Source organism: Cobetia sp. SIMBA_158 (assembly GCF_046566945.1).
In the GTDB taxonomy this organism is placed as follows: Bacteria; Pseudomonadota; Gammaproteobacteria; order Pseudomonadales; family Halomonadaceae; genus Cobetia; species Cobetia amphilecti.
Genome location: NZ_JAWJYL010000002.1, coordinates 307,580 through 325,692 on the forward strand (window position 1 = coordinate 307,580; position 18,113 = coordinate 325,692).

The following is an 18,113-nucleotide window of genomic DNA, read 5'->3' on the forward strand; positions in this document are numbered from 1 at the left end:
TTTAATTCATTAATCTCGCACTGCGCACTCGCCTTCTCGCGCCCTCCTCGTACATTGACTTCCACCAGACGCGAACAGGCCGCCGACACGTCAATGTCGGCGGCCTGTGGGTCTCAAGCGCTCATGAGCGGCGACTGTCACGCAGAATCCTGCACCTGTCGCAGCAGTCTTTCGCCTTTGCATCGCGAGGGTCACGCCAGCCGATGCACCAACGTCATACGCAGAAGCCTCGACGTTCACCTCATGTCACAAGACGCTCAGCGCTTGAGCACTTCTCATGCGCCGGGAGCTGCCCCCTGCCAGCTCAGGGTCAGGCAAGCCGGCCTTGAGCAATCAGCACTGGCTGACGTACTGGGTCACGAAAACGCCCCACCTCGTGAATCACGAGATGAGGTGTTTGAACGTCTCAGGCGCTATCGACAGCCTTCAGTCGGCGGCCCTCAGTGAACAGGCACCGTATGGCGCGATCAGCTTGGCAGGTACTCCTCACTCCAGCTTTCGGACACCACGCCCTCCTCGATCAACTGATCGATCTCTTCATCGCTGTGATCAAGCCCCTTGAGTACCGAGCGGGTCGAGGCGCCGTATTTCTCGGCCGGCGACAGTGGGTAGATACGTCCACGCCGCGGACGGATGGCATAGGGGTCAAGCTGAGTGATCTCGTGACCACTGGGGTGGTCCGAGTAGACCGAGAACGAATAGCTGCCGGCATCGATCCCGGTCCGCTCGCCAGCCGGGTGGACGTTGTAGGAGCGCAATGTCTCCAGGTTCTCGCACACGGCCGCGGCGATATCCGCCGCCTGCAGTCGCTCGACCCAGTCATTGGCTCGCGCGCTGATGAAACGCGGTGCCAGGTAGGCGGCGCGCTCCTCACGCGGGATTTCCGGCAATTCTTCCAGTCCCTCGACCTTGCGGAATTTCTCCAGCTCCGATTCATAGGCACTGACCAGCAGGATGCCATCGGAGGCCGAATAGAAACGCGCCAGGTCATCGTAGCCGGTCGCCTCACGACCGGAGGGCTCGTCGAACAGGCCACGGCGCTCATAGTCATAGCAGAACGGCAGCTGGGCCAGACCGCTCAATGCCGACAGCGAGGTCTTGATGCGCGAGGTGCGGCCGGTCTTGAGCTTGCGATACAGCGCGGTGGCAATCCCGAGCGACGCGCCAAAGCCGCACATGACATCGATGGTGCCGACGTGGGCGTGCTCCTCGGGGGTGTCCATGCTGCCACCGAAGCGCAGCATGATGCCGGTGGTGGCCTGCACCAGATCGTCATAGCCGAGGTAGTTGGTGCGCGGCCCGGGCAGTACGCCACTGAAGCAGTCCAGCTGACAGAAGACGGCGTCCGGATTCAGCTCGCGCATGGCCTCCTCGCTCAGGCCCATGGAGGCCACCTGCCGGTCGGTGGCATTCCAGACCACCACATCACTCTGGCGAATCAACTCATCCAGGATGGCACGCCCGCGGGGCTGTCTGACATCGGTCAGCAGCGAGCGCTTGGAACGCATGTGCGACAGGCCGAAGATGACGGTATTCCAGCAGTCATAGAACGGCTTGGCCGGATCGACCTTGATGACCTCGGCACCGAAGCGCGCCAGATACGCCACCGAGTGCGGCCCGGCGATCACGTTGCACAGGTCCAGAATCTTGACGCCTTCCAGCCAGCCATCGCGGGCATTGCGTGCCCGCACCCGTGGCAGCTTGGTCTCGATGCGGGTCAGCACCGACAGCGCATGGGTGACGCTCACCCAGCGCCGCGGCCTGGGCGTCAGCATCTCCTGGCCGCTGTCGGCCATCCACACCATCGGGCCGGGCTGGATCATCAGCCCGAATTCCGGGTCCTCGACCTCGACCATCAGGCCCGCCGTCTCGGCGTGGTCATCGTGGATCCACTCCTGCAGCCAGCGCTGCGGCGCACCGGGGAACTTGCCCTTACCGAAGATCTTCTCCCACTCCTTGGAGGTGCGCGTGAGGAAGACCTCCTTCATGCGCGCCGCGATATGGTCCGCCCAGGACTTGGGCAACGGATAGACGCCCAGCGACATGTCGGATTGCCATTCGCTGCTCGGGCGATAGGTATCCGGCTCCTCGCTCATGCCTTCGGCGACCAGCTCATCGTAGAGGCCCAGTACCTTCAGGCAGCGCTTGGCGTGCTCGCGATGACTCGGACAGACCACATAGAACATGCGGCCATCCTTGCACTTGTAGCTGCGATAGAAGGGATCGAGCAGCTCCTGCAGCTCGTCGTAGTCGAGATTCATCGGCTGGCCCTCGATACGCCGACGCTCGATCTCCTTCTCGCGCTGGGTCTTGTAGCGCTCCGGCAGGCCCTCGATCTTGATCGAGTTGTAGCAGAGCCCCTCCATCAGCGCGCAGACCAGTGGTACCTCGATCTCGTCACCCATGCCGGTCCGCTCGCGGGCCTGCAGCGCCAGTACCACCGAGGAAGCCGCCAGCATGGTGCCGTAGGCCGAGCCCAGCGGCAGTGGCGAGAAGGACGGGTTGATGCCCATCAGCACCCGGTTGAGGCCCATGTCGGTGAAGACGCCGGAGTTGGCGGCGATCACGCTCTCGAAGGCGCGCCAGTCGCGGCGCAGGGTGTCATTGGAGGCAAAGCCGGGAATCGACAGCGTGATCAGCTCATTGCGCTCCTCGCGCAGGGCCTGGAAGTCGATGCCCAGCCGCTTCATGACCCCGGGGCGGAAGCTCTCGATCACGATGTCGGCCTCCTCGATCAGCGCCAGCGCCTGCTCGACGCCCTCCTCTGACTTGAGGTTCAGCGAGACGATCAGCTTGTTGCGATTGAGCGTGGCGTTGGCCGGCGACTGCCACATCGGCCCGCCGGGCGGGTCGACGTGAACCACGGTGGCGCCCAGGTCGGCGAGGATCATGGCGACGGCCGGGCCCGCCATGTATTGACCGAAATCGATGACCTTGACGTCAGTCAGCGGCAGGCGGGTTTCGGAGTGGATTGTCATCGGTGCGGTCCTTCTGTCCGGGGGGCATGCGGGTTGCGTCAGCCCCGGTGAGCGTCATGTGTTGAGAGAGACAGGAAAAAGTGCACTCAGCGAGGCTTGGCGTCATCGCGCGGGCTGGGGGTCTCCAGCACCAGATGCGGTTCCAGCACCTTGCGCGCGAAGTCCTGGCGCAACCAGCGCACCAGCGACCAGGTCAGGATGAACAGCACCGGAATCATCGGCAGCGCGACCACGATGGTGGAAGTCTGCACCGCCTTGAGGCCGCCCAGCTGGATCAATGCCACCCCGACACCGGCGATCAGGAAGGCCCAGATCAGGCGCACGCTGCGCTTGGGCTCCTGATAGCCTGAGAGCTCACGCGTGGTCACCGACGCCAGCACATAGGCCGAACTGTCCAGGGTGGTGGCGAGGAAGATGAAACACAGCAGGATGAAGCTTGCGGTGATCAGCTCGGAGAACGGCAGCGTGGCGAGAATCGCGGACACGGCGCCGGGGATACCGCCGTCGTTGAGTGCAGCCGCGACATCCAGGGTGCCACTCACCTGCAGGTCCAGCGCATAACCGCCCCAGACCGCGAAGAACACCCAGCAGCCCAGCGAGCCGAACACCAGCTCGGCGATGATCAGTTCACGAATGGTGCGCCCCCGCGAGATACGGGCGACGAACAGCCCCATCATCGGCGCGTAGGCGATCCACCAGGCCCAGTAGAAGACGGTCCAGTCCTTCCAGAAGGTCGAATCGCCCACCGGGTCGGTCCATAGGCTCATGGTCACGAAGCTCGACAGCATGGTGCCGAGACTGTTGACCCAGCCTTCCACCATGAACAGCGACGGCCCGGCGGTGAAGGTGAAGGCCAGCAAGGCGATGGCCAGAATCACGTTGATGTCGGAGAGGATCTTGATGCCCTTGGCCAGCCCGAACCAGACACTGGCGGAGAAGATCGCCGTCCAGATCAGCAGCACTCCCAGATTGAGCGCAAAGGACGGCTCGATGCCCAGCAGATCGCCGAGCAGTCGTGATACCAGCGGCACCGCCAGCCCCAGCGAGGTGCCGACACCGCCGACGATGCCGAACACCACCACTGCATCCAGCAACACGCCCCACCAGCCATCGGCATGCTTGCCGAGCACGCCGCTGGAGGCCACGGACAGACGCACGCCCGGGCGATTGCGGACATACATGGAATAGGCGATGGGAATCGCCGGCAGGCAATAGAACGCCCAGGGCGTCAGCCCCCAGTGAAACTGGCCATAGGCCAGCGCCCACTCGGCCGCTGCGTCACTGCCGGCCTTGACGTCAAATGGCGGGCCGGTGAAATAGTAGATCGGCTCGACCCACGCCCAGTTGACGATGGCGATACCGATGCCGCCGGCGAAGATCATCGCGACCCAGCTGAAATACGAGAACTCCGGCGTGTCTTGCGGGCCGCCCAGACGGACATTGCCGTAGCGGCTGAACGCCAGACCGATCAGGAACACGACGACGGAGAAGCCCGCCAGCAGGTAAAGCCAGCCAAAATTGCCGGTCGCGAAGGCGAAGGCCGCATTGACGGCAGCCTCACCGGATTCGGGAAACAGGATGATGGGAATGATGAGGCCAGCGATGACGAGCACCGAGGGCAGGAAAACCCGCCAGTCGATCTCGTCGCGGGCCTTGTGGGAGGCGCGGGGCTCGCGTGTCGGGCTCCCGCTGCCGGAAGCCGTCTTGGGCGCAGAACTGCTCATGTTGATCACCGTTATTGTGGTTATGCGATTCGGTGTTGAGACGCGGGGAGTTCCCTGCGATTGGCGTATCGCAAGGTCTCCATGCATGGCGTATCGGCAAGGTCGTGATATGGGTGGAGGAAGATGGCCGTTGTCAGGCCGATCGCGGCGGTAGCTCGACCAAATCGGCACCGCCAGTAGACTCCAGAATCCAGCCGGCGGCCTTCTCCGCGATCATCAGGGTCGGCGAGTTGGTATTGCCGCTGACGATGGTCGGCATGATGCCTGCATCGGCCACCCGCAATCTCTGGATACCGCGCACACGCAGACGGCTGTCGACCACCGCCATCGGGTCATCCGCGCGCCCCATGCGCGTGGTGCCCACCGGATGGAAGATGGTGGTGCCGATATCGCCGGCGAGCCTGGCGAGCTCTTCATCAGTCTGGTACTCGACACCCGGCTTGATCTCCTCGGGCTTGTATCGCGCAAAGGCCGGCTGGGAGGCGATATGCCGCGTGACCCGCAAGGAATCGGCCGCGACCTTGCGGTCTTCATCGGTGCTCAGATAGTTGGGCGCGATCGCCGGGGCCTGACGCGGGTCGGCGCTCTGCAGACGCACCGTGCCACGGCTGGTGGGGTTGAGATTGCAGACACTCGCGGTGATCGCCGGGAAAGGATGCAACGGCTGCCCGAAGGCCTCGAGGCTCAGCGGCTGGACGTGATACTGGATATTGGGGTGGGCGTAGTCATCGCTGCTGCGCGTGAAGGCCCCCAGCTGCGACGGCGCCATGCTCATCGGCCCGGAACGCTTGAACAGGTACTGCATGCCGATGCCCATCTTGCCCAGCAAGGTGCTGGCCATGGCGTTCAGGGTCTTGGCATTGGTGACCTTGTAGACTGAGCGGATCTGCAGGTGGTCCTGCAGGTTCTCGCCGACGCCGGGCAGGTCCTTCACCACCTCGACGCCATGTTCCTCCAGCAATGCCCTGGGCCCGACGCCCGAAACCTGCAGCAGATGTGGCGAGCCAATGGCGCCGGCACACAGCACGACCTCACGCTTCGCCGAGAGGTTGATGACCTTGCCATCACGCACGACCTGTAGCCCCGTGCAGCGCAGATCGGAGGCTTGCTTCGCTGCGTCCGTCGCCCCTGTGCCAGCCCGTGTTTCAGCCCCCATGCCCTGCTCGCCGCCCGCAAATAGCAGACGATTGACCTGGGTGGAATGCCACAGGGTCAGGTTGCTGCGCTTGAGCGCCGGGCGCAGGAAGGCCTTGGCCGTGTTCCAGCGCCAACCCGCCCGCTGGTTGACCTCGAAATAGGCCACCCCTTCATTGCTGCCGCGGTTGAAGTCTTTGGTGCGCGGAATGCCGGCCTGCTCGGCCGCACTGGCGAAGTCATCCAGCACTTCCCAATTGAGTCGTTGACGCTCGACGCGCCACTCCCCGCCGTGACCGTGGAAATCACGCTGCTCAGGATCACTGCTGGCGCCGTCATCCAGTAGCGCGTGATCCTCGTGACGCATGAAGTCAGCCAGACACTGCTCCCAACGCCACTCGTCGTCGCCGGACACCTCGGCCCAGTGATCGTAATCCCGCGCCTGGCCGCGCATGTAGATCATGCCGTTGATGCTGGAACAGCCGCCCAGCGTCTTGCCGCGCGGGTAGATCAGCGAACGGCCGTTGAGTCCCTTGTCCGGCTCGGTGCGGAACATCCAGTCGGTGCGCGGGTTGTTGATGCAGTACAGATAGCCCACTGGAATGTGAATCCAGTGGTAGTTGTCACGTCCGCCCGCCTCGACCAGCAACACGCGGTGGTCAGGGTTGGCGCTGAGGCGATTGGCCATCAGGCAGCCGGCGGAACCGGCGCCCACGATGATGTAATCGAATTCAGAGAGATCGTCGCCCGGTTTGGCGGGGCGAGCGTCCTGCTCGCCCTCCGGGGATCGATGCGGGTTGTTCTTGTTGTCTGACATGGCGCGTCCCTCTCCAGACAGCTGGCGTATGCTGGTAAGTAACCAGAATGCAGATGACTACGATGCAGATGGCGACAGTGCAGATGACCGCAGTCGCGAGCGACTTACTTGGCCGTCGGCATGGCGACTTACTTGGCCGTCGGCATGGCGAATTCGGCACCGGCATCGATGGAATCCGACCAGCGCTGCATGATGGACTTCTGCTTGGTGTAGAAACGCACCCCCTCTTCTCCGTAGGCGTGGGTATCCCCGAACAGGGAGCTCTTCCAGCCACCGAAACCGTGCCAGGCCATCGGGACCGGAATCGGCACGTTGATGCCGACCATGCCAACCTGAATGCGGCGCCCGAATTCCCGCGCGACACTGCCGCTCTCGGTGAAGCAACTCACGCCGTTGCCGAATTCGTGGTCGTTGATCAGCTGGATGGCGGTCGCGACGTCCGGCACACGGACACAGGCCAGAACCGGGCCGAAGATCTCTTCCTTGTAGATGGTCATGTCCGGCGTGACGTGATCGAACAGCGTGCCGCCCATCCAGAAGCCTTCAGTGCTGTCGCCGCCGATGTCGTTGCCGGTGAACTCACGCCCGTCGACGATCATCTCGGCGCCTTCCGCGACGCCCTTTTCGATATAACCGCAGATACGCTCATGCGCCTGACGGGTGACGATCGGGCCCATCTCGGCGTCCAGGTTCATGCCGTCCTTGATCTTGAGTTCGCGGGCACGCTCGGCCAGACGCGGCACCAGGGTGTCCGCCACATCGCCCACCATCACCGCGACACTGATGGCCATGCAGCGCTCACCGGCGGAGCCGTAGGCCGCGCCGATCAGGGCATCCACCGCCTTGTCGAGGTTGGCGTCCGGCATCACCACCATGTGGTTCTTGGCGCCACCCAATGCCTGGATTCGCTTGCCGTGACGTGCGCCGCGCTCGTAGATCAGGTTGGCGATCGGGGTCGAGCCCACGAAGGACAGGGCGCGCACCTTGGGATGATCGATCAGCGCCTCGACGGAATCCTTGTCGCCCTGCACCACGTTGAAGACGCCATCCGGCAGGCCCGCCTGCTTGAGCAGGTCCGCCATCATCAGCGAGGCGCTGGGGTCCAGCGGGCTCGGCTTGAGCACGAAACTGTTGCCTGCCGCGATGGCGACCGGGAACATCCACATCGACACCATCACCGGGAAGTTGAACGGCGTGATGCCGGCGACGACGCCCAGCGGCTGGCGCATCGTCCAGTTGTCGATGCCGGTGCTGACCTGGTCGGTGAAGTCACCCTTGAGCAGCTGCGGGATACCACAGGCGAATTCGACGATATCGATGCCGCGTGCCACTTCGCCCTGGGCGTCGGTGAACACCTTGCCGTGCTCGCGGGTGATCGCCTCCGCCAGTTCATCCTTGTGCTCGTTGAGCAGTGCGAGGAACTTGAACATCACTCGGGCACGGCGAATCGGCGGCGTGTCGGCCCAGGCCGGGAAAGCGGCGTCGGCAGCAGCCACGGCGGCATCGACATCACTGTTGCGGGCCAGCGCGACCTGACCGGTCACCTTGCCGGTGGCCGGATTGAAGACATCCTGAGTGGCGCTGGAGTCGCCTCGAGTCACCTGGCCGTTGATGAAATGCTGGATAGCGTTGGCTGCTGTCGTCATGGTGCTGATCTCCGCTGGCGGTGTTTTATAGGAATAAGCCTGTGTAATGCACATGTCTGGCGCTGAAGGTCCTTCGCCTGGTCTATGACGAATGAGGACATGCCATCAGCAGGTGTCCATGAAATTACGCCGCCACGCGCAGGGTGCAATTGAGTAATTCTTGGGTGAGATATAACGATTGCTGATATCCAATTTCGTTCGAAAACGCCTCAGCTCTCCTCGAGAACCAGAGAAGCAGTTAAGTGTTGGGAATCAATCAGTTATAACGATAAATAAGAAAGGAGTGCCGACAGCGACAGGCGCTTCGATCACGAGGCCTGTCCCGGGTGAACACGGCTTACCGCGACCAATGGCCAATAGGTGGCAGAGAACGCATTCAGGCCACAATGCGTGATGCAGGGCCAGCAGCACGTGTCTCGCCAGCCAGAAAATGCCAAACACATGGATGTCACTGATGCAGGATCTGTCCCGACTCAACGCCTTTGTCACCGTGGCGCGCACCGGCAGCGTGTCGCGAGCGGCGCAGGCGTTGCACCTCACCCAGCCCGCGATCAGCCTCAAGCTCAAGCAATTGCAGGAAGGCCTGGGATTGAGCCTGTTCGAGCGTCACCCCCATGGCCTGCTGTTGACGGCTGATGGCCAGGCCTTGCTGCCCAGTGCCGAGAAGACCCTGGCCAGCGCGCGTGGCTTCGAGCAGGCCGCTGCGGCACTGCACAGCACAGTGCGCGGCAAGCTGCGCATCGGCACCATCGTCGACCCGGAGTTCATCCGTCTGGGCAGCTTGCTGCGCCATCTACTGGAACGCGCGCCTAATCTGGAAACGGAACTCCACCACGGCATGAGCGGCTGCGTCCTCAAGGCGCTGCGCCAGAATGAGCTGGAAATCGGCTTCTACCTCGCTCCCCCCGGTGAAGGCCCACGCGATGACTCCCTCTGTTATCGCGAGCTGGCATTCTTCGACTATTTCATTCTCGCCCCCACCGGCTGGTCATCGCGCCTGACGGAGACTGACTGGCCCTCCCTGGCCGCCCTACCATGGATCGTGACGCCGGAAAATTCCGTCCACTCACGCCTGCTGGCGCATGCCATGCGCGACAGTCAGTGCACACCCCACCGCGTCGCGCAGGTGGATCAGGAAGTCTGCATGCTGGACCTGGTACGCGCCGGCGTCGGACTGACATTGGCTCGCGATGTATTGGCGCTGGCCGAGCGCCAGGAACGCGGCCTCAATATCGTGCCGGACACCCGCCTGCCCTGCGCCTTGAGCGTGGTATGGCGTCACGACAAGCAACACGAACCCTGTGTCGAAGCCGCCCTGCAAAGTCTCGAAGAGGTCTGGCCGTCTGAGTGAAGGAAGGTGACCTCCCGAGATCGGACAGCAAGCTATATGCTGTCCAGAGAGGCAGGTGTGCATTCCGACGTTCTCCCTTCTTGCACTGCCATGCAGCACACTTGATCGCCTCGGAGCTCTGGTGTCAGAGCACGGGGCTACTCCGTTGGCGCGGGATGGATTATTCTAGTCGTGATACTGAAAAAGCCGCATGTCCCGCCAGAGGCCGAGGGATGGCCCCTGCTCATGCGCTATCGAAGTATCCCCAGATGGCAGCACTGTCGAATCACAAGGTAATACAATGATAGATTTCAATAATAAAGGCTTTTTTAAACTCAAACAGAACGATGAATATGCCGAACGCGTCAATGACCTGCTGATCGATGGCGAAGAAATCATTTCAGCCTATAAATCAATGCGTGATGGGGTCGTGTTTACCAACAAGCGTATTATCGCTGTCAATGTTCAAGGATTGACAGGCAGCAAGAAAGACTTCACCTCCCTCCCTTACAAGAAGATTGAAACCTATTCCATCGAAACTTCCGGCACCTTTGATCTTGATTCAGAGCTCACGATCTATTTCTCGGCACTCGGTACGGTGAGATTTGAATTTACCGGCAAGACACGCCTTACCGAAATCTCACAAGTCATCACCACCTATGTGTGTTGACTCCCTGCTGCTTCAGATGTGAATTCCTTTGATCAAACGGGGTTACCCAGATGAGTGACATGTCAGTCGACCAATTCGAAGAAAGCATGAAACGCGAACTCGACAAGTTCGTGCGTAGTACCAACAGAACCGCCAGCTCAACCTCCCGAGAGACCGCTCCTCGCGCGCGTCCTGAAGCACCACGCGCCAGAGAGACCACCACTCCCCTCAAGGGGCTGCGGGTGACGCTTGGCGTCAAGCAGAAGCGACTGGCATTGGAAGTGCCCTTCACGGTGCAGACCGACAGCATCTCGCGAATGGAAGCGCGTATCCATGCCGAGAAGGCGGCACGCAAGGCCGGCTGGAAGATCATCAGCCATGTGATCGACTGGAATGATACCGAGCGAGAACCCGACGTTCGCTGATACTTCGGTTACTACGCCTGAAGGGGGTGACATCGGTTGCGCCACTAGCCCATATCGAGATTACCGAAAGGCAATCACGCCTTGGGCGGCATAGGCTCTGTAGACACACTCACGGTCTAGAGGGGTATGCGCATGAAACACTTCGATTCATTGTTCTCGCTGTTCGCGGCGGTCCTGTTGTCAGCCCTCCTGCCTTTTACTATGGAAAGTGACGCAAGGTCTGCCTCTCACGACCCGCAACCTTTCTCATCCCCTCTGGCAGAAGGCTCGCTCAAGGAAGACGACGGCGGCGAGACAGCAGACGCGTGAGTCGCCGACACGGGACTATCCCGATAGGGGTCAACTTGCTGTGTAATGCGTATCGTTCGGACAATCGTCGCGATATTTCCCAGGAGCGAACGCTTTTGCACCACTATTTCACTTGTGTAGCCCTAGGTTCTGTACGAAAAGTCGGCTGGTAGGCAGCGGCGTATGCAAGCTACGCATACCATCGCATAAAAGCTACGGGCCAACTTCTCATATCGCGTCGCAATACGACGGAACTCTTTCAGCCAACTGAAAGAGCGCTCCACGATATTTCGCTGACGGTACATGGGTTTATCGAAACCGCGTGGGAAACCTGGCCGGGGTTTCCGCTTCATCTTTCGTTGAGCGATGACCGGCTTGATTCGTACACGGTCGCAGTAACGGTGCAACTCGTCACTGTCATAGCCCTTGTCTGCCACGATGTAGCGGCAACGTTTTCGTGGCCGACCAAGACTTCCTGGTAGATGAACCTTTACCAGAGTGGGCATGAAGTACCGTGTATCCGACTCTTGCCCCGCCGACAGCGTGAAGGCGACGGGCCAGCCAAGGCGATCACAGATCAAATGGATTTTGGTCGTGATGCCGCCACGACTCCGGCCCAACGCATGGTCTAAGGGGTCTTCAGATCCCCCTTTTTGCCTCCACCAGCGGAGGCGCGTGTTGCACGAACGGCGGTTGAGTCGATCATCCAGGTCTCGAGATCCATCAGGCCATCTTCACGAAGCCGAAGTTGAAGCCGCGACAAGACTGCCTCAAAGGTACCGTCATCACGCCATTGTCGGAACCTGGCGTAGACAGTACTCCAAGGGCCATAACGTTCGGGAAGGTCGCGCCACTTGGCGCCAGAACATAGGGCCCAAAAGATGCCGTTCAGTTTCTGTCTGTCGTCTTTCCTGGGCCTGCCCATCGATTGAGCCGGTGAGACAATGTCTTCGATCAACTGCCATTGGCTATCCGAGATTTCGTAGCGTCCTGCCATGCCGCACCTATGCTGGATATGCATGGGTGACATTAGCAAAAATGACTTTTCGTACAAAACCTAACGAGACCTCAAACGCTATCTCTTCAGCACCTGCAGGGCTTCGCACTTGAGCGGCTTATCAGTGAACTATCACCCTCGATGACGCTGTCACTCTCATCGGGTGCTCTCACTGCCGGATCTGGTCTAACAATACCCCATCTTGGTTAAACTTTAGTCTCCTATACTCACCTTACACGCTTAAGCCCATTCCTCAGCCACCCCAAGAACCACGCGGCCTGGCACTTCACTGGCCCTCCTCCTCTCCTATCGCGATCTCATATGAGGCACCAGCTCCTCTTCCCTTCTCTCATTGAAGATTGTATAAAATATAAATCATCCAAATGAGGCGCAGCGTGCCCTCGTTCCGCCACAACAACTCTAAAGGTGTCCCATGAAGCGTGTGCATGTCATTGACTCTCATACTGCCGGTGAGCCGACGCGCCTGGTGCTTGATGGGTTCCCGGCTCTCAGGGGCAGCACTGTAGCCGAGAAACTCATTGATCTACGTGAGAACCACGATGCTTGGCGACGGGCTACCGTTCTTGAGCCGCGTGGGAATGACGTGCTGGTGGGGGCACTATTGTGCGAGGCCACGGCCCCGGACTCCCTGTGCGGGGTCATATTTTTCAATAACAGTGGATACCTGGGCATGTGTGGTCACGCCACGATGGGGTTAGTCGCCTCTCTTGCCCATACAGGAAAGATCACCTCAGGCATTCACAAGATCGACACCCCGGTAGGAACCGTAACGGTGCAACTAGATGAAGATGGCGCGGTTACCGTTCACAACGTGCCCTCATATCGCTTCCGGAAAGAAGTAGAAGTAACGCTTCCGGAGCATGGGATCGTTAAGGGAGATATTGCCTGGGGGGGTAACTGGTTCTTTTTGATCAGCGACCATGGCCAGCAACTCAGCTTGGAAAATGTTGATGCCCTAACAGAATATACCTGGTCTGTTAGGCAGGCATTGATTCAACAAAATATACAGGGGGAATGTGGCGGCGACATTGATCACATCGAGCTATTTGCAAAAGGAAGTAATTCCGATAGTCGAAATTTTGTACTGTGTCCGGGAAAAGCCTACGACCGCTCACCATGCGGTACTGGGACAAGTGCGAAATTAGCATGCCTTGCGGCTGAAGGTGCACTGTCCCCTGGCCATACTTGGCGGCAGGAAGGTATCTGTGGCGGTATATTTGAAGCTTTCTTTACACAAGAAGGCACTGACCTCATCCCCTCTATCAAAGGGCATGCCTATATCAGTGCAGAAAGTATATTAGTAATTGATGACGATGACCCCTTCGCCTGGGGAATACACCACTAGTGCGGTTTCATACAAACGCATACAACAATACGTCAGCTCTCAAGAGCTCGCATTAAACACCCTTTATAAAATTAGGATAAACAATGAATCATTCCATTTTTACTGGCTGTATCCCGGCTCTCATGACTCCTTGCAACGCAGAACGTCAGCCTGACTTCGACGCACTTGTTGCGAAAGGGCATGCACTGATTGAGGCCGGCATGAGTGGTGTCGTGTATTGCGGTTCCATGGGGGATTGGCCGTTACTGACAGAAGCGCAGCGACAGGAAGGCGTGGCACGACTGGTAGAAGCGGGGATACCGACGATTGTGGGCACTGGCGCAGTCAACTCAAAAGAAGCGGTGTCTCATGCTGCACATGCGCATAAAGTCGGCGCCGCCGGTCTCATGGTCATTCCTCGTGTGTTATCGCGTGGCTCTTCCATTACCGCACAGAAGGCGCATTTCTCGGCCATCCTGGAAGCCGCACCTGACCTTCCGTCCGTGATCTACAACAGCCCTCATTATGGCTTCGAAACGCGCGCTGACTTATTCTTTGATTTGCGCAAAGATCACCAGAATCTGATTGGTTTCAAAGAATTCGGTGGCGCAGAGGCACTCCGCTATGCCGCAGAAAACATTACCTCTCAAGATGAAGATGTGACTCTGATGGTGGGTGTCGATACTGCGGTCTATCATGGCTTCGTCAACTGTGGTGCAACGGGAGCGATTACTGGTATCGGTAACGCACTTCCCAAAGAAGTTCTCAAGATGGTGGAACTTAGCAAGAAGGCCGCCAAGGGAGATGCCACTGCACGCCGCCAGGCCCAGGAACTGGAAGAGGCCCTAAATGTTTTATCCTCTTTCGATGAAGGAGCCGACCTCGTTTTGTATTACAAGCACCTGATGGTCATCAATGGGGATAACGAATACGCCTTACACTTCAATGAGACAGACAAACTGAGTAAATCTCAGCAACGCTATGTAGAGATGCAGTACGACCAGTTCCGCAGCTGGTATGCACAGTGGTCAAAGGCAGAAAACCTGGTCTAACTCTCCCCCCTTGCTCCATTCATCATCGGCCCCTCTCGAAAGGGGCCGATGCATCTGTCGTGAGGAGTTGAGCATGCATCCTCTAACGCTAGACGAAGCCCATACGCTGGCCTTGAACGTATTGAGTCGCCACGGGTTCAGCCAGGAACAATCCCAGGCACTGGCCCGTGCCGTTGTCGCTGGCGAGCGTGATGAATGCCGATCGCATGGCCTTTATCGATTGCTCAATTGCATCAAGACACTCGCCGCTGGCAAAGTCAATGCAGAAGCCGCACCGATGATCGACGACATTGCCCCCGGTATCGTCCGAGTCGATGCTCAGGGCGGTTTTTCCCAACTCGCCTTCGAATCAGGCTTGCCATTACTCGCCTCTAAGGCTCGGACACAGGGTATCGCGGCAATGGCGATCAATCACTGCGTCCATTTCTCTGCCCTGTGGATAGAGATAGAAGCCATTACCGGCCACGGGTTAGTCGGGCTTGCCTGCAACCCAAGCCATGCGTGGGTCGCCCCGGCGGGTGGAATCTTACCGGTACTTGGCACCAACCCGCTGGCCTTTGGCTGGCCTCGCGCTGCCAGCCCACCTTACCTCTTCGACTTTGCTACCAGTGCCATCGCGCGAGGGGATATCGAGCTACATCGGCGAGAGAACAAGGCATTGCCTGAAGGCTGGGGAATTGATCGTTGTGGCCATCCCTCTCGCGACCCTGAAGCCGTGCTGGAAGGCGCTATGTTGACGTTCGGCGGCCATAAGGGGTCTGCCCTGTCCACCATGATTGAATTGATTGCAGGCCCGTTGATCGGCGACCTGACCAGTGCCCAGTCACTCAAGCATGATGCAGGGGCAGGAGGCTCCCCGTACCACGGAGTGCTACTGATCGCCATGGATCCGAAGCGCTTCCTTGGCGAGAGGACGGAACACTTCCTCCAGCAAGCCGAAGAGGTGTTCACCTCCATTACATCACAAGGTGCACGCCTCCCCTCACAGCGGCGTTACGAGGCACGCGAACGCTCTCAGCGCGAGGGTGTCTGGCTACCTGACCATCTTTATCAAGAATTATCATCATTACTGTAAAGATTTCCCCCTCTTACTACTACGGAGATTTAATATGCTATTGGAAGGAAAGATGCTAATCGGTCAATCCGCGATACTGGGCGACCAAGCCCCTATTTATGCCATCAACCCTGCTGACAATCAGCAACTCAGTCCCGCTTATCCAGGCGGTAAGTCATCCGATGTCAACAAGGCATGCCTGTTGGCAAGCGACGCTTTTGAGGTTTATCGCTCAACGTCGATCGAGAAACGCGCGCAGTTCCTGGAATGTATTGCCGAAGAGATCGAGTTGCTCGGTGAGCATCTCACTCAACGTGCTCTTCAAGAAACAGGGCTCCCGTCAGCACGCCTTGAGGGAGAGCGTGGAAGGACTTGCGGTCAACTTCGCCTGTTTGCCAATACGCTTCGTACCGGGGAATGGCTCGATGTGCGGATTGATCCAGCACAGCCAGAGCGGGCTCCCTTGCCTCGTGCAGATCTTCGACAGCAGCAGATTCCACTGGGGCCAGTCGCTGTATTTGGCGCCAGCAACTTCCCACTGGCCTTCTCTGTCGCAGGGGGAGATACGGCGTCAGCACTCGCAGCAGGCTGCCCGGTGATTGTGAAAGCACATTCTGCTCACCCCGGCACCAGTGAATTGGTCGGTCGGGCTATTCAAAAGGCAGTGAAACGCTGCGAGCTGCCTGAGGGCGTCTTCTCCCTGATATTTGGGTCAGGACGTGAAGTGGGCCAAGCGCTAGTGAAGCACCCAGAGATTCAAGCCGTCGGGTTCACCGGCTCGCGTAGTGGTGGCACCGCCCTACTGAACCATGCCCAAGCGCGTCCGCAGCCCATCCCCGTCTATGCAGAGATGAGCTCAATCAACCCCGTCATCTTGATGCCATCGGCACTTGAATGTCGCGCCGAGTCTCTGGGCGCAGCATTTATCGCCTCGCTGAACATGGGAGCAGGACAATTTTGCACCAACCCGGGCCTTCTGATCGCCCGACGTGGGGCTTCCCTGGAGGCCTTTATCGGTGCAGCACGCCAAGCCGTAGAGCAAAGCGCCTCCCAAACGATGCTGACCCCAGGCATCCATGACGCCTATGTAAAGAGTGTCGACGCACTAAAGCGCAATGACAAGGCACGTGAAATCGCTCGTGGCACCCAAGGCGAGGCAGCGAATCAATGTCGCACTGGCTTATTTGTGACCACTGCGACAGATTTCTTGCAGGACACCTCACTACAAGCCGAAATCTTTGGCGCGACTGCGCTTATCGTAGCGTGCGACAGTGATGAGGAAATTCGAAGCGTTCTCAAAGGTCTGGAAGGCCAGCTGACAGCAACCCTTCAGATGGACGAAGCCGACTATGCTCTCGCCTCAAGCCTACTCCCGATATTGGAACGAAAAGCCGGCCGCATCCTAGCCAACGCTTGGCCAACAGGCGTAGAGGTCTGCGATGCCATGGTGCATGGCGGCCCCTATCCGGCGACATCCGATGGCCGCTCAACGTCTGTTGGCACTGCCGCCATTCAGCGCTTCCTGCGTGCGGTGTGTTATCAAGACCTCCCAGAGGTCTTGCTGTCAGATGCGCTCAAACAGGGGAACCCCCTCTCCCTGAAACGCTTGGTGAATGGCAGCCGCGAACAATGAGCTCACGTGCACTACCGGTGACAGGCCTCGCCGGTAGTGCCCCCCAGGCACACCATGTATGCCTGGGGGGAGGAGCTCAATGGGCGCACCACTCTATCTCGAGGCTTCCACGCAGCTCGACAAATAGACTTCTGGGACTCCTTGTATACAATGTGCAAACTTATATCCGATGACAGGGAGTTCCCATGGCAGCGTTCAAGACTCGAGCTCAACTCGTCGCTGACGACCTGAGAAGCCGCATCCTCAGCGGTGAGTTCAAAGGGGGAACTCAACTGCGACAGGATGCACTGGCCAGCGATTACAGTGTCAGTCGCATTCCTGTCCGCGAGGCGTTGCTCACCTTGGAAGCCGAAGGGCTTGTAGAATTCCATGCTCACCGTGGTGCTTTCACCACGGAGCTCTCCATCGCCAAGATTCGAGAATTATTTGACCTAAGAATCTTGCTGGAGACTTACGTACTCCGCCACTCTATCGATCATTTGACAGCGCAAGATTTAGATAAGGCGGAGGCAATTCTCAATAAATACGATGAGGCCTTGGACGCCCGCGGAGAGATCGATAATTGGAGCGAATACAATTTTGCTTTCCACCAAACGCTATATGCGCCCGCCAACTTGCCAGAAACGATGGCGCTGATCAGTCACCTCAATACCAAGTCCGATCGCTACATTCGTATGCAGCTGCTGTATACCCAAGAGATCGAAAAAGCAGAGCGCGAGCATCACGCACTCTTGGAATTCGCGCGCCACGGCAAGATCGAAGAGGCTTGCCACCTCTTGGAAGTCCACATCAAGGAGGCCTGCGATGGCATTATTACGCTTCTGGAGAATCGCACGCTCCCCGAGGAACGCCTCTAACCTGCCCCCCCTCGCAGCGGGGCGCTGATACGCTGTCTCGGCGGGCCCTTTCAAATAGCGAAGCCCCCCTCCTGCCGCCCCGCGCAACCCGCCGGATAGGAGGCAAACGTGCGCGATCTCTGCCCGTCCTCTTTACCGTTTTCTTATCCGGCCTTAGATGTCGAGTCCGATGCCAGCCGCTGAT

General features: G+C 59.2%; 14 protein-coding genes. 9 read left to right on the forward strand and 5 right to left on the reverse strand.

Translation table 11 applies throughout. The annotated features are described in order from the left end of the window. Positions 1-467: 467 nt before the first annotated feature. The 4 genes from R2R70_RS05320 to R2R70_RS05335 form a co-directional block, all read right to left on the reverse strand. Entirely contained in the window at positions 468-2,978 is a 2,511-nt protein-coding gene (locus R2R70_RS05320; protein ID WP_279838685.1) for a CoA transferase, read from the reverse strand. 86 nt (positions 2,979-3,064) lie between these two features. Next, on the reverse strand, positions 3,065-4,702 hold the full coding sequence (locus R2R70_RS05325; protein ID WP_410977475.1) for a BCCT family transporter: 1,638 nt from the start codon (positions 4,700-4,702) through the stop codon (positions 3,065-3,067). Positions 4,703-4,835: 133 nt separating this feature from the next. Then, positions 4,836-6,653: a GMC family oxidoreductase gene (locus tag R2R70_RS05330; protein WP_410977476.1), complete on the reverse strand. Its 1,818-nt coding sequence runs from the start codon at positions 6,651-6,653 to the stop codon at positions 4,836-4,838. A gap of 128 nt (positions 6,654-6,781) precedes the next feature. Then, complete coding sequence (locus R2R70_RS05335) at positions 6,782-8,299, reverse strand: CoA-acylating methylmalonate-semialdehyde dehydrogenase (RefSeq protein ID WP_410977477.1); 1,518 nt, start codon at positions 8,297-8,299, stop codon at positions 6,782-6,784. A 454-nt stretch (positions 8,300-8,753) separates the two neighbouring features. Between R2R70_RS05335 and R2R70_RS05340 the strand changes: the two genes are divergently transcribed. The 4 genes from R2R70_RS05340 to R2R70_RS05355 all read left to right on the forward strand — a co-directional run bounded on the left by R2R70_RS05340 (position 8,754) and on the right by R2R70_RS05355 (position 11,012). Then, positions 8,754-9,650 (forward strand): LysR family transcriptional regulator, encoded by an 897-nt coding sequence (locus tag R2R70_RS05340; RefSeq protein ID WP_107334493.1) that lies wholly within the window; start codon positions 8,754-8,756, stop codon positions 9,648-9,650. 280 nt (positions 9,651-9,930) lie between these two features. Then, positions 9,931-10,299 (forward strand): PH domain-containing protein, encoded by a 369-nt coding sequence (locus R2R70_RS05345; RefSeq protein WP_054557116.1) that lies wholly within the window; start codon positions 9,931-9,933, stop codon positions 10,297-10,299. Between the two features lie 59 nt (positions 10,300-10,358). Further along, positions 10,359-10,703: a hypothetical protein gene (locus R2R70_RS05350; protein ID WP_348473565.1), complete on the forward strand. Its 345-nt coding sequence runs from the start codon at positions 10,359-10,361 to the stop codon at positions 10,701-10,703. 132 nt (positions 10,704-10,835) lie between these two features. After that, positions 10,836-11,012 (forward strand): hypothetical protein, encoded by a 177-nt coding sequence (locus R2R70_RS05355; protein WP_324689861.1) that lies wholly within the window; start codon positions 10,836-10,838, stop codon positions 11,010-11,012. 122 nt (positions 11,013-11,134) lie between these two features. On the opposite strand, the gene R2R70_RS05360 is transcribed toward R2R70_RS05355, so the two are convergent. Continuing rightward, positions 11,135-11,988 (reverse strand): IS5 family transposase gene (locus R2R70_RS05360; RefSeq protein WP_410977478.1). Its coding sequence is split into 2 segments (ribosomal slippage): positions 11,135-11,646 and positions 11,646-11,988, totalling 855 coding nucleotides; the frame shifts between segments, so codons are not numbered across the junction. Between the two features lie 433 nt (positions 11,989-12,421). Here R2R70_RS05360 and R2R70_RS05365 point away from each other — a divergent pair. From R2R70_RS05365 to R2R70_RS05385, 5 genes are all read left to right on the forward strand, one after another. After that, entirely contained in the window at positions 12,422-13,354 is a 933-nt protein-coding gene (locus tag R2R70_RS05365; RefSeq protein ID WP_410977479.1) for a 4-hydroxyproline epimerase, read from the forward strand. An 83-nt stretch (positions 13,355-13,437) separates the two neighbouring features. Continuing rightward, entirely contained in the window at positions 13,438-14,385 is a 948-nt protein-coding gene (locus tag R2R70_RS05370) for a dihydrodipicolinate synthase family protein (protein WP_410977480.1), read from the forward strand. Between the two features lie 73 nt (positions 14,386-14,458). Then, positions 14,459-15,460 (forward strand): Ldh family oxidoreductase, encoded by a 1,002-nt coding sequence (locus R2R70_RS05375; RefSeq protein ID WP_410977481.1) that lies wholly within the window; start codon positions 14,459-14,461, stop codon positions 15,458-15,460. Between the two features lie 34 nt (positions 15,461-15,494). Continuing rightward, positions 15,495-17,072, forward strand: coding sequence for an aldehyde dehydrogenase (NADP(+)) (locus R2R70_RS05380; RefSeq protein WP_410977482.1), 1,578 nt, complete (start codon positions 15,495-15,497; stop codon positions 17,070-17,072). A 185-nt stretch (positions 17,073-17,257) separates the two neighbouring features. Then, on the forward strand, positions 17,258-17,929 hold the full coding sequence (locus R2R70_RS05385; protein ID WP_324689869.1) for a GntR family transcriptional regulator: 672 nt from the start codon (positions 17,258-17,260) through the stop codon (positions 17,927-17,929). The last annotated feature ends 184 nt before the right edge of the window (positions 17,930-18,113 follow it).